This window comes from Sphingorhabdus sp., from assembly GCF_044357595.1.
Taxonomy (GTDB): Bacteria; Pseudomonadota; Alphaproteobacteria; order Sphingomonadales; family Sphingomonadaceae; genus Sphingorhabdus_B.
In genome coordinates this window covers 1-13,565 of the sequence record NZ_JBIKPH010000012.1, presented here as the reverse complement: position 1 = coordinate 13,565, position 13,565 = coordinate 1, and the positions used below count along the sequence as shown (strand labels likewise).

Genomic DNA, 13,565 nt, shown 5'->3' with positions numbered 1-13,565 from the left:
ATGAAGGATTTGCTGTGTTAATCGCTCAGGTTACGGACATCCATTTGGGCTTTGAGAAGGATAATCCTGGCGAGTTCAACCGCCAGCGCCTTGATCAGGTTTTGCGGCATTTGAACGATGGTCCCAATCGACCCAACATGCTCATTGCCACAGGTGATCTGACTGAACATGGTGATGCTGCAAGCTATAGGCAGTTGGCCAATGCGTTTAGCATCTGTAGTTTTCCAGTTCATATGTGTCTTGGCAATCATGATATCCGAAGCAATTTTACCGCGCAATTTCCTGAACTTCCTGTCGCAGATGGTTTCGTGCAATATGCGTTGGAAGCAGGCGGTGTTCGGATACTAATACTCGACACTCTGGAAGAGGGGCGTCACGGCGGTGCTTTTTGTGACACGCGCGCGAAATGGCTTCGAACGACACTTGCACAAGACCGTGACACTCCGACCATTATTGGCATGCATCATCCACCTGTCGAAATCGGCATCGCGTGGATGAATACCTATGCTGAAGAGCAATGGGTCAGCAACTTCACGAACGCCATTCAGGACGCCCCTAATATAAAGGGAATAATGTGCGGCCATGTCCACAGATCAGTTGCTGTGCCGTGGCAGGGGACGGCCGTTGCGATATGTTCCTCAACCGCGGCGCAAGTGACGTTGGACTTGAACCCGATTGATCCGGAAAAGCCAGACAACCGTCCCATGATTATCGCCGATCAGCCGGCTTATGCGCTGCACTTCTGGAACGGACGGGAACTTGTGTCGCATTTTGACAATGCAGGCGACCATGCCATGCTGGCTAAATATGATGTCAATTTACAGCCGCTCATCAAACAGTTGATTGGCGAGCGCCCTAATTAGGTAATTTCAAGGGCGGCCGCCAGTTGGTGACCTTCGCTTCGTCAGTTACCATGTAGGGCTTGCCAAGGCTGTTAAGGAAAAGCTTCTCCATTTCCGCCCGAGTAAATGGCCGCGAACCCAGCCTGCCAAACACCGCAATCTGTTTTCCGCTTTCATCTACGGCACGGTCACGGTCGATACCCTTGGAAATGGCATGAGCTGGCCAAGGCGTTTTTGCCCACGCAATCAGTTCCGGTTTTGGCGCAGGTGAAAAGCCATAATAATTGGGCTGGGTCGACGGAGAAGTTAGTTGGATAACCTTCATACCGTTTTTGCCGTCGGCGACATACGCGAAAGCCGAGGCGTTGGTGGAGCCCACAACAACATCTTCGGCGTCCGACAACTGCCCGCCAAATGTTTCTCTGAGATATATCAACGGCGCTGCGGGTTTTGTGACATTGACGATGACCAAGCCATCCTGCTTGGCGGCAATATATAGATATGTGCGCGCGACATAGAGTTTACGGGCATTGGCCAGCGCGATGGTGCCTTGCGGCACGGCTACTGGTTCGGCCAACTTTGTGACGTCAAATAACTTTACGCCCTCCGCATCACTGACCCAAAGATAGCGGAATTGGATCGCTGACGCGCGCGCATCGTTAAGTTTAATCACAGCCGTTGTTTTTGGCCGCATTGGGTTATCGAGATCTACGACCACCAGCCCGACATCGGCGGTCACATAAGCATAATGTCCCGCAAGCGTAATATGACGCGCACCTTTCAACACGCCTTGATCGTTCCAAGTCACCGCACGCTTTAGGAAATTATTGCGGAACTCCCCATCAGCCATTGTGTTAACATCGACAAGGATAAGCCCTTCGACGCTATCGGTAATAACCGCAAAATTATAGATGGGGTGGAATGCCTGCTCCTGATTGGCTTCACGCATTTCGGGTGTGTTGCGCAATGGGCTGATCGGCTGGTTGGTTGCCAGCGCCATACAAGTCGCGTTCTTCGATTTGATCTGCGTGTTGTGGCCAAGTTTGGAAAACGGTCCTGACAAGATCCGTTCGGAAAAGCCCTTATTGGCAATCGAGGCAACGTCATAAACCTGAAAACCACGATTTCCCTGCGCCACATACATATATTCACCCCGCAGTTGCAGGCAGCCAACTTTGTCGCCGGTACCTTGAACAATGTTGGCGAACTCCTCTTCCGCGTCGGTTTCACCCGAAAGATTTTTGTCAAATTTCTTGCCGCGCACCCAGTTTTTTAGCTCGCGTCCATTTTGGTCCACGTGTAGCTTGTAATAATCCGGATAAGCATAGCGCTGAAGATAAGAGCCTATCACTGCCTGCGGCTCGTCCCACTCGGTAACACGCACTGCTTCAAAGCCGCCTTCCAATCCGACCCACGCGTTCAAACCGAGAAAGTTTACATAGTTTGTGCCCAACAGCATTAACTGCGCCATGATGGCGTTATTGTCTCCAGTTGCTGACAAATGGCAATCGGTACACTGCTTCGTTTCAGTTTTTCTGACCGTGTGTGGGAAATGCGGAGCAAAGGCTTGGCTGGAAAATCCGATCGAGCTGATGGGCGGCTGTTGGATATAGATGCGCTCGCGGTTGACGTTCGTTGACGACAGGACCAGCGCAGAAGTAGACCGAACGGGTGCGATCATATTGCCCTTGGTCGTCTGATGCCGCCCGAGCTGGAACATATCTTCACGGGTAACCTGCGGGTTATAGGTCGCGAAATTGCGTGTCTCTTCTTCCTCATATTTATGCGTTTTGGTTTTCCAATTGGCCTCAATTGGCAAATGGCATCCGCCGCAACTCGTGGTCCATGAAAGATGGCAGGTGAAACATGTCATTTTATCGTCACCGTGGGCGCGTTCGTCTACGGGGACATCAAGTCCATATTTATAGTCGCCAGTTTCCTTGCCCACGCGTCCCATAAGCTTGGCGCGCGCTGCTTTAGCATTGAAATGCCCACTTCCGGGGTTCATGCTGTCTTTAACTAGGCTGACTTCCCATTCTAGCTTGGGATCAACGATAGACCTCTGCATTAGCTTGCGACTGCCATCGGGTTCAAACAGCCATTCGAAACGACGCCGACCATCGGCATTGCGGAGCAACGCGAGATTATTACCCTGTGGGCGCGCAGCCGGACCAGATGTCAGCAGCGTAGGGTAAGCGTCGGCAGTGCCGTGACAATCTTTGCAGCCTATCTCGACAGCATTGGCGACCTCCGCATAGATCAATCCATTGCCATGGCTATCCTGCGCGAAATGGCAGTCTGCGCATTGCAGCCCTTTTTCGGCATGAATATCCATCATATGCACCGTCTTGCCGGGATTTACTCCAGGTTCAACAAATTTGCCCTCACCCTTTTTGCGCCATTTTTCAGGATCGTCAGGCGCCACTATCTTGCCATCTGCATCAAGCAGATTGCCCTCACGGTCACGTTTGAAGATGCCGCGGAAATTCCAACCATGGCCATGATAGTCGGCAAACTGTGTATCTTTCAGGTTGGAATTGAGATCATACACATTACGCAAGAAATCAAGATCAGACCATTTGCCTTTGGGTGCGGCGGCCTCGGGATTGCGGTCGAGAACTTTGAACTTTTCTGCGGCTGTCGGATATTTCTGCTTCTGCGGCCACATTGAAGGCGCATCGGATTCGTAATCCCACATCGTGTAACCGAGGTAACTGTTCAGGAAGATATTGGGCTGATGCATGTGGCAATTCATGCACTGCGATGTTGGGATGGCGCGGGTAAATATATGACGCAGGGGGTGGCCTTTTTCCTTGATCGGTCCTTCATCATGGCCGGGATCTTTCACAGCGCCGTGGCCTTTGTCATCATGATCAGCTGGCTCCATCTTGTTGGCAATGGTCGGATCGATTGTCTGCGTCTGTCCGTCGCGGCCATATTGTGAATAGCCTAGGCTGTGTCTAGGTTCCCGATCGTTAGCGTAGATGACGTGACAGGCCGCACAGCCTGAGTGGCGATAATCACCCGGCTGATCATTTGTCCCCATAAACCACGTGAAGGGGTCGTTGAGCCGAGTTTTGTGTATGTTGAGAATGGGAATCGCGACACGCAAACCGGTAGCTGGACCGCGGTTGGATTGTTTGAGATCGGGACGCCCCGGCTCTTCTAACCGTTGTATGCTGCCAGTTGGGTTGGGTAATCCAACTTCGGCAAACTGCGTATTCACATTGCGCCCGCCGCGTTCAAATACACGGAACACATCGCCGGGAGGCACAACTGTCCACATCGGCAGTGGATAAAGCTCGGCCAGCGCGCCACGTTTTTTCTGTTCCTCTGTCACTGTTCCAACGGGGCTTCCAGGTGACATAATTTTCGCCGCTTCGCCGTGCTTGGTATACGCCTCACCAGTAACATAATTTTTGTAGGGCAAAATACCGTTGTTATACGCAGCCCCACCCCAGAGCATCGCACCTGTTGCCATCAGTGAACGCTCCCCTGCTTCGATCACTTCCATATGGCATGCACCGCAGGATTCTCGCACGACGCGGTAATCAGTTGGGTTGTTGAACCGGATAAATTCTGGGCTTTCTTGGTTCAACAAGGTGTAGCTGCGTTTGGGATTGGCAGACGAAGGAAAATGCCAGCTTTTTGGATATTTGGGAAGGACGTGTGCCTTGTCACGCGCTGCGACATAGGCTGGGTCATCATGTTTCAGGTTGGAATCACCCATGACTTTTGGATCGCCACCATGACAATCAACGCAACCTAGTTGCACGGCTGGCGAGCTGTGCATGGTCGGCGCGTCGGTTTGGATATGACATGAATAGCAGCCCGATGATTTTGCCAGCACATCTGACGCTTCTTGCGTACGCGGTGCAGGGGGAAAGGTCGGGTAGATGCGCTCAACTGGCTTTTCCTTGTCCGCAGCATAGGCCAATGAGGCTGCAAACACGCAACATAGCAGCAGTAAAATGACTGTCCAAATCCGGTTACGGTTCAAGACCAAATCGGCGCGCATCAGTAGGTTAATATCACGTTGGCGAGCAGCGAGTAATATTGCTTGTCGCGCGGTCGGTTTGTAAACAAGTCTTTAAATCCTTTGCCGGGTAACAACGTGGCAGCCGACAACCGAAAAACGATGTTCTGCGTAGCTTTGGGTCGCCATATAGCTGCTGCTGACAGGTCGCAACCGATATCTTTTGGAATGCTACCCTCAGAACGGAGTACTCTAAGATTTGATGTATTTTCGAACCACAAATAGTTGGCGTTTGCTGACAACCGCACCGTCGGCGTCAGATCAAAATCGGCCCCCGCGCCAAGCAATATCGTGCCAGGATTGTTGAAATTCGACTGGCCTTGTTCTTTGGACGAGCGCAGCGAATTTAATATGCCATTGCGGCCGTTGATGCTGATTGCGCGGCCGCCGCCGGCAAAGGGTATTGTCTGGCGTATCCAGTAGCTTGTGTCGGCTCCGGCAAAAATCGGATTTTCAAATATCGCGTCGAAGCCAGTTTCCTTATTATCAAACGGATCTTTGTCACCGCTGGCGTAGAGGCCCGACAACCGGAAACGCATCCAGTCGAGGTCGTAGCTGGCCTCAGCAGCCGCAAAACCGGCGCGAATTTTACCCTTTTGGCCTGTGAAGAAATTTTGACTATCGGTACCGAACGCGCCATAAATTGATGCAGTTAGATTGACCCGTCCAATCCGGCCATCCGCATTATAGCCGAGATAGACAACGTCGTAATTCCGGCCACGCAAATTGCCAAGCAACGCAGGTCGGACCGGAAAGCCATTGTCATCAATTTCGACCCGATTTTTCTCACGATTCATATTGTAGACGGCTGTAATTTGGCTGGTCAGACCGGGGAATGGCATATCCTGCCGGTATAGATTTCCGATGAAAACCCAGTCATTGCGGGGTTGCTGCACAACGCTGTTCAAACCGGAATTGGTGTCCTTTTCCAGTCGCCAGAACGCGCCCAGATTATATTGCCAGCGGTTGTTATCACGGCTGCCGAAATAGCGGATGCCCAGTTGCTGGTCGTTGAACAGGAAGCCTCGAAAGTCGCTTTGGAACGGCTGGATGCCGACACGGATTGATTCAAAGTCATAACGATCCGATGTATTGCGGACGTGATAGTCAACGAACAATTCCTGTAGGCCCAGAAAATGGTCGAGCCGATGCGAAGGCTTTGAGGGCTGAACAAACAGCACGCGTTTTTCCGGTACGTTCACATAATTGACGTTGAGGGCAAGCGCGACGCGATATTCTATGTCAGGCGGCTTGAAAGCGGTTAGGCCCTTAATGAGGGCAGCGCCAAGGATAAACGTCTGCGAATATACCTCACTGCCGTCTTTGCCAAAAATATCCAAATTGCCGGGACGCTCTGTGGTCTGGACGCCGACCGGGATCGGAAAGGTACGCGCCTCCACAACGGTGTCGCTAACCCCGCTCGCAATGAAAAACCAATCATCGCCCTTGATAGGCAGCCATGGAACTTTGGCGCGATTTATAGGGCGGTCACCTTTATACGTATTCTGATTATAGGGGTCGAACCAGCGTTCCTTAACCAGCCCTAAAGACTGGATCAGTCGCCACCGGTCCGGAATTGGAAACTCTTCGGTTGGAAATGCCTCGGGCGGAGGCGGACGCACCGCGCCGATATTATCTTGCGTAACTTTGTCGGGCAGGCGCTGCTGATATCCAGGACGCTTGCGGCCGTCAATAATGCCACTATCGGGATCCGCAAGTGGATCGCCTTTGGGCTCCTCTGGCAATGGGGCTTTAGCTTCTGGAGGCGGTGCCTTGACTGCGCGCTCTGCCGCAGCAGACGTTTCCAAAAATACGCCGAGTGAGGCGAACGGATTATAGATACCCACTGCAGCGACTGTCGATATCGGTGGCAGATCGGCAGCAACCATCATAAACCCTGACACACATTTTGGAGGCTGGTGTCGAGAAATGGCGCGAAGGGGCAACCTATATAGCGCAGCCTTATTTTTGCTCCGCCCACGGTGACTTCAATCTGATCGGTGCGGATGGCAGGGGGGGCATTCCCAATGCCGCCAACGCGCAGCCCTGCGTTATTGGCGCCTAAGAAACCGGCCATATCGTCCTGATCGATACCGTCCCCCGAAACGCCAATCGCGCCAACCAATGTCGATCCGCGATAAACCGGCACAGATCCTGGGAAAATCTGGATCCCATTTTGCAATCGATTTTGTCCGGTCGCAATATCTGGCGTTGTTGTGCAACGCGCGGGGGTGTCTGGGTTTCTGCCAAGCAAAAATCCAACATGGGTAGTAATGTTGCCAGCAATCAAGGCGGACTGAAGTCCGGTAGAAAAAGGATTAAAGCCGTTAATGTCAGGCGAAAATGGTCCCGGAGGGCGTCCAATTTCGCCGTCAGGAAAATGGGGACGTGAAATATTGCTGATTGCGCGGGTGGTCCAAGCATGCTGGCCAGTGAAAATATTGCTGTTGCCGAAAAATGCCCGTGCGTTGACAAGAAATGTCCCAACCTGTGGACTGGCATTTGCTGCCAAATCGGATGCCGCGCGCGGGTTGGAAAAAAACGCGGCAGTTCGCGCTTTTTGCAATGAAACATCTGTACCAAAGACTGGCGCATCAGGACCGCGCACAATGCCCAGCACTGCGCCATGCGTGTCAACCAGACTGATCGTCATTTGCGCATGACTATCGTTAGGGCGGCGTATTTGTCCGCGAGAACGGCTCATTGTTGCGAAGGATTCTTCCAGCAACGCCCGCGCCTCGGCAATGCTGAGCGGTGCTGCAACCGACGCGGCGTCGGTTCCTGCGCGTATCGGGAAACGATTGGTTCCCGATCCATCGGATAATATATACGCGTCGCGGTTGGAAAACTCCGCCGTAGTGGCAGCACGGACGCCCGATGCTTCGGTACCAAAAACCGATCCGGCAATTATGCTGCCGCTCGAATAACCTGGGACCCGTGCCAAATTTCCGACGCTACCGCTCAATGTCGCAAAGCTTTGCGCGGTGCCGCCACGCAATCCGGCCGTCGTCGCGTCAGAATAGCGCAATAGTGTTCCGTCGACGCTAATCCGCTCTGCCTTAATATCCTCGCCTGGCGCGAACCCTTGCGTGGCTGCCAGCGCGATAAATTCCTCAGTATCATTGTCGACATCCAAGATGTTCGGATCGAAACCATAAATGCCGTCGCCCATCACCCCGATGCCGCCAACAACTACTCCATTTTTGTAAAGCGGAAATCCGCCCGCATCTGCAGATAGCCCCAACGGCGAACGCTTGGGGCCAATAAGTGCTGCCGCACCAAAACTGCCAAAGCGTTGCATCATGTCCGAACATGGGAGTTGGCTGAATTGCACGCCATATAATGGGCCGCTTTCAAGGCCCACAGTTGTTGGTGCAGGTGGAAAATGCTGCTGGACAATCTGGCTTGCCGTGCGGGTGGAAAAGGCGTTGCCGCTGCTGGACAGATAGGCGCCGGTAATGGCCTTTGCGATGGCCCCGGCAACCGCCGCCGGAGCGGGCAGATTGATACCTTGCAGATCGGTATTGGACGAGGCCCCGCCCGGCGCATTGGGGATTTTTAGGCCCAAATTCGCTCCGTTCATAACGAACACGCCGAGTACATTACCAACACGGTCCACCACCGCGATGGTGGAAGGCAAGTTACGCGCTTGAGCCTCCGCCACCGCCAGCGACATCACCCGCTCGACATCCGTGACCGTGAGCGATTCCGGCGCAGGATCGCTATACAGTCTTGCCGCACTGGACGGTGGTGGCGGCGAAGGTGGCGGTGCACTGTTGCCGGTGCTGTTTCCGTCACCGTTGCTTCCGCCGCCGCCGCAGGACGACAGTATGAGCGAACAGCTCGTGATGATTGCGGTCATTTGTTTACGCATGTTTATCGCAACGACCTGACTGCACTTGCCGCGGCACCAATCGAACTGCGAAATTCGGACGGACGATAGGCGTTGGGATCACGCACCGCGTTATAAGCGCGGTTTACATTGGCACGGATGCCAGCTGCTGCACCTTGCGTGATGTTGCCGGACCGGACGAGTGCACTTAGCAACGTATCAACTGCCATAACGGCTTGCACCGACCCCTCATAGTCTGTCAGGCGCGCGGCAATGGCTTCGGTTGCAATAGTCTCGATGATTGCAAAAGCTTGACTGCTGCCAAAACTGCCCGATGCAAAATTATCCGCCAGATTATCTGCTGCGATGGATAAGCGCTTGGCCGCAGCGATTGCGCTACTCCGGTCGAGCGCCAAAGCTGCATGGAAATCCTTGCTCGCCTTATCGAACTGCCCTGCCGACGCTGGCGCCGTTATCCGCGCAGCTGCCGACAGCATGATCATGTTTTCATCATTATATGGCGGCATACCTTCCGGAATTGGCCGTCCGGGATTGTTTGCCCCAGTCTTAACTGCGTCCGCTTGATCATAAATCCGACGGTGGCAACTATGGCAATCAAAGAAGTAGAATTCGGGAAATGCACCCTCGGTGCCACGACTGGCGCTCGCATAAAGGTCAAGCGAGCGTTTGAGTGCAAGCGCCTGTCCAACGGCCCATAGCTGCACATGGTCGGTCCGCCCCTTGCGCGCCGCATAATCGGCATCCTCATTATGATGTTGCTGCAGAGACGAAAACAGGTCGAGTTCGAACGAAATACGCGGGTGCCCTGCCGCCATGATCCGATGGTTTACAAACTGCCCTTGGGCGGCGCTTCCAAAATGGCAGTCAAGACATACTGCTGCGTGCACCTTTGGATTTTCTAGCGGCGTCATGCCGCGCGCAACATTATTGGCATGACTTGCACCAACAGCGTAATGGCTGGCAATCCAATTTGAAGCACCACCATGACATGACTCACAACCTACACCGTCGGTCAACTGAAAGTTGTTGCCCCGCGATGTGGCTGGGGTGGCGTGACAACCAAGGCACATCGGCGCAGATGACGCTTTGCCGATGCCCAAATTGCGGGCTATCTGCTCACTGCGCTTGCCCAATAAGGCGGAATAGGCTTGGCTATGTTTTCCGGCAGGCGATGAGGGTTCCTGCCAACGCAAAACCTCATCCTGCCGCACCACTGCGCCATCGGCTTCCAACCGGCCATGACAGGTTGAGCCAGCGCATGAGGCAACGCCCAAATGTGTATTATCCGAAGCCCCTTTGGCCCGCACAGGGGATAAAATGGGAAAGACAACTGCCATAAGCAGAATAAGGATGCACAACGTAAGAAGCACACCCGGCATAACCTTCAAGAAAGCACGGCTTTTGCCAAACTCTGCCATTGATCCTGAATTCCCTCTAAAACCGGTAAGGCCGCAACCCTTAGTCAGACGATACGACAATTCGGTCCTTTGATCAAATATTCAAGCATAGTGGCAGCAAATTTTGTTTGCTGCCACTATGCTGCAATCACACTACACCAAATGCGAGCATGGCGTCGGCCACCTTTTTGAAGCCCGCGATATTTGCGCCACGCACATAGTCGCAATAGCCACCCTTGGTCTGACCATATTCGACGCAGCTGCCATGAATGCCGTCCATGATATCGACCAGCAATTGCTGGAGCTGCTCGACCTTCCACGAGATGCGGCCTGAATTTTGGCTCATCTCCAGACCAGAAACCGCAACGCCACCCGCATTGGCTGCCTTGCCCGGCGCAAACAATATTTTTGCGTCCTTGAAGACGTGGACGCCTTCGAGGTTTGTCGGCATATTAGCACCTTCGCTGACCGCAATGCAGCCGTTTTTGATCAATTCCCTGGCGTCATCGCCGAGCAATTCATTCTGTGTCGCGCAAGGAAGCGCAACGTCACAAGGGACGCCCCATGGACGCTTGCCCTCATGATATGTCGCCCCTTTGAACTGCTCTACATATTCACTAATCCGACCGCGCCGCACATTCTTAAGTTGCTTTATCCAATCGATTTTTTCCTGCGTGATACCATCAGGATCATGGATGAAACCGGCGCTGTCGGACAAGGTGACCACCTTACCGCCCAGCATCGTGACCTTCTCGGCCGCATGGGTTGCAACATTACCTGATCCTGAAATCACAACAACTTTGCCGACCAGATCGTCATTCTTGGTCTTAAGCATATTGGCGAGGAAATATACCGCGCCATAGCCGGTTGCCTCAGTACGGATCAACGAGCCGCCATATTCCAGACCCTTGCCGGTCAACACGCCGGTAAACTGGTTCGTGATCCGCTTATATTGCCCAAACATATAGCCAATCTCGCGGGAACCAACACCGATATCGCCGGCAGGTACATCGACATCGGCCCCCACATGGCGGTAAAGCTCCGTCATGAAGGACTGGCAAAAGCGCATCACTTCATGATCGCTTTTACCCTTGGGGTTGAAGTTTGATCCACCCTTGCCTCCGCCCATCGGCAGACCGGTGAGCGCGTTCTTGAAGGTCTGTTCAAAAGCCAGAAACTTGAGCACGCTCTCTGTAACCGAAGGGTGAAAGCGGATACCGCCTTTGTATGGGCCAATTGCATTGTTGTTCTGCACACGCCAGCCGCGCTGCACCCGCACGTTTCCGTTATCATCCTCCCAGCAAACGCGGAATGAAATAACTCGGTCGGGTTCCGCGATGCGCCGCAATATCTGCTCCTTGTGATAGCGTTCTTTGCCTTCCATAAAGTCAAAGATATCTACCGCAACCTCCTGCACCGCTTGGATAAACTCAGTCTGCCCTGCGTTGCGCTTGCTAACGCCCTGCATGAATGTGGGTAGGTCGACATGATCATTAAATGCCATAATATTTGTCCTCTTCCGTTAGAATTTGAGCGGTAAACTTCTATCAAGCGACAGCGAGATAGATAAAATGTAACACATGTTTCTTATTTGCGCCGACGGATCACTAAATTGCGGATTTCAGTCATATCTTCCATTGCAAATCGAATTCCTTCACGACCGAGGCCTGAATCTTTGACCCCGCCATAAGGCATATTGTCGACGCGGTAGCTAGGCACATCATTAACAACAACGCCGCCGACATCCAAAATGTCCCAAGCGTCGAGCGATTTGAAAAGATCGCGAGTAAAGATACCTGCCTGTAAACCGAATTTGCTATCGTTCACTTCGTCAAGTGCGGCATGAAAGTCGGTAAAGCGTGACAAGATGGCGAGCGGTCCGAAAGCTTCTTCGCGATTTGCCTTTGCCGTGCGTGGAACGTCTTCGAGCAAAGTGGCCTCGAGCATTGCCCCAACCCTTTTCCCGCCACAGAGCAACTTCGCACCATCTGCGATCGCTTCCTGGATCCAGCCATCAAGGCGCGCCGCTTCCTTAATATCGATCATTGGACCAATAAAAGTCTCCCGATCATGAGGATTGCCAGATACTAGTTTTCCGGCACGAGCGACCAGCATATCACGGAACTTGTTGTAGATGCTGTCATGGATGATGATCCGCTGCACCCCAATGCAGCTTTGTCCAGACTGATAAAATGCGCCAAAAATGACGCGCTCCAGGGCATCATCGAGATCGGCATCTTCGTCGATGATAACCGCCGCATTGCCGCCCAGTTCAAGAACAACCTTCTTCTTGCCCGCCTTAGCCTTCAACGCCCAACCCACATCCGGAGAGCCAGTGAAGGACAGCAGTTTTAGCCGGTCATCTTCGGTGAACAAATCTGCGCCGTCACGGCTGGCCGGAAGAATCGAAAACGCCCCTTCGGGCAAATCGGTCTCTGCGAGTATTTCGCCCATGATGATCGCGCCCAATGGTGTCCGGCTGGCTGGCTTCATCACAAACGGACAACCAACGGCGATGGCAGGAGCGATCTTGTGCGCCGCAAGGTTTAGTGGAAAGTTAAACGGCGAAATGAAGCTGCATGGTCCGATAGGCACCCGCTTCCACATGCCCTGATAGCCTTTGGCGCGCGGGGATATATCGAGCGGCTGAACTTCGCCGGTCATCCGGACCGATTCTTCAGCCGCAATCCGGAAGGTATCAATCAGCCGGGTGACCTCACCCTCGCTGTCCTTGATCGGCTTGCCTGCCTCGACGCATAGGGCATAAGCCAGTTCGTCGAAGCGCTCCTTAAACCGCGAAACACAATGCATGAGGACGTTCTGGCGTTCGTAACTGGCCATCTGCGCCATCGGTTCAGCCGCTTTCACGGCTCCGGCAATTCCTGCATCAATTGTCTTGCTGTCGGCCAAGGCCACCCTGAAAGCAACTTCGCCGGTATATTTGTCTGTTACCGCAAGGTCGGTGTTCGACTGCACGGCCTTGTTATTCAGATATAACGGATAAGCGTCTTTCAACATGCTCATAATGCGGCGCTTAGTTCTTTGATTTGCACGTTGAGGATACGATCATTCTCCGTATAATCAACGGGGCAGTCAATGAGATGCACTCCTGGCGTGTCACGGCAGTGCTTTAGTAATTCGGTTAGATGCGCCGCGCTTTCGACGCGGTGTCCCTTGGCTCCATAGCTATCTGCATATTTGACGAAATCGGGGTTGCCGTAGGTTAGCCCCCAATCGGCAAAGCCCATATTCGCCTGCTTCCACCGGATCATTCCGTAGCTGTCATCGCGAAGGATTAGAACGGTGATGTTAAGTCCAAGCCGGACAGCAGTTTCCATCTCCTGGCTATTCATCATGAAGCCACCATCGCCGCAAATCGCCATAACCTTACGATCAGGATAGACCATCGCTGACATCATAGCCGACGGCAGGCCCGC

8 protein-coding genes are annotated in these 13,565 nt (G+C 53.2%); 1 reads left to right on the top strand and 7 read right to left on the bottom strand.

All coding sequences use genetic code 11. The features are described from left to right. Positions 1-14: 14 nt before the first annotated feature. On the top strand, positions 15-863 hold the full coding sequence (locus tag ACIQ2T_RS03055) for a metallophosphoesterase (RefSeq protein ID WP_397589516.1): 849 nt from the start codon (positions 15-17) through the stop codon (positions 861-863). On the opposite strand, the gene ACIQ2T_RS03050 is transcribed toward ACIQ2T_RS03055, so the two are convergent. From ACIQ2T_RS03050 to ACIQ2T_RS03020, 7 genes are all read right to left on the bottom strand, one after another. After that, a complete protein-coding gene (locus tag ACIQ2T_RS03050; protein WP_397589515.1) occupies positions 856-4,860 on the bottom strand; it encodes a multiheme c-type cytochrome in 4,005 nt (1,334 codons plus the stop codon). The two genes, ACIQ2T_RS03055 and ACIQ2T_RS03050, sit on opposite strands and share 8 nt — an antisense overlap. Further along, positions 4,860-6,770 carry a hypothetical protein gene (locus tag ACIQ2T_RS03045; RefSeq protein WP_397589514.1) on the bottom strand — a complete coding sequence of 637 codons (1,911 nt, stop codon included), beginning with the start codon at positions 6,768-6,770 and terminating at the stop codon, positions 4,860-4,862. The genes ACIQ2T_RS03050 and ACIQ2T_RS03045 overlap by 1 nt, the downstream gene beginning before the upstream one ends. Further along, a complete protein-coding gene (locus ACIQ2T_RS03040; protein WP_397589513.1) occupies positions 6,767-8,752 on the bottom strand; it encodes a heme-binding protein in 1,986 nt (661 codons plus the stop codon). Before ACIQ2T_RS03040 ends, ACIQ2T_RS03045 begins: the two co-directional genes overlap by 4 nt. 2 nt (positions 8,753-8,754) lie before the next feature. Then, positions 8,755-10,149 (bottom strand): multiheme c-type cytochrome, encoded by a 1,395-nt coding sequence (locus ACIQ2T_RS03035; protein ID WP_397589512.1) that lies wholly within the window; start codon positions 10,147-10,149, stop codon positions 8,755-8,757. 127 nt (positions 10,150-10,276) lie between these two features. Then, positions 10,277-11,632 (bottom strand): NADP-specific glutamate dehydrogenase, encoded by a 1,356-nt coding sequence (gdhA, locus tag ACIQ2T_RS03030; protein WP_397589511.1) that lies wholly within the window; start codon positions 11,630-11,632, stop codon positions 10,277-10,279. Positions 11,633-11,715: 83 nt separating this feature from the next. Then, complete coding sequence (locus tag ACIQ2T_RS03025) at positions 11,716-13,152, bottom strand: aldehyde dehydrogenase family protein (RefSeq protein WP_397589510.1); 1,437 nt, start codon at positions 13,150-13,152, stop codon at positions 11,716-11,718. Then, positions 13,149-13,565 (bottom strand): thiamine pyrophosphate-dependent enzyme (locus ACIQ2T_RS03020; RefSeq protein WP_397589509.1); only part of this gene is annotated, 417 nt, incomplete at its 5' end. The genes ACIQ2T_RS03025 and ACIQ2T_RS03020, both read right to left, overlap by 4 nt.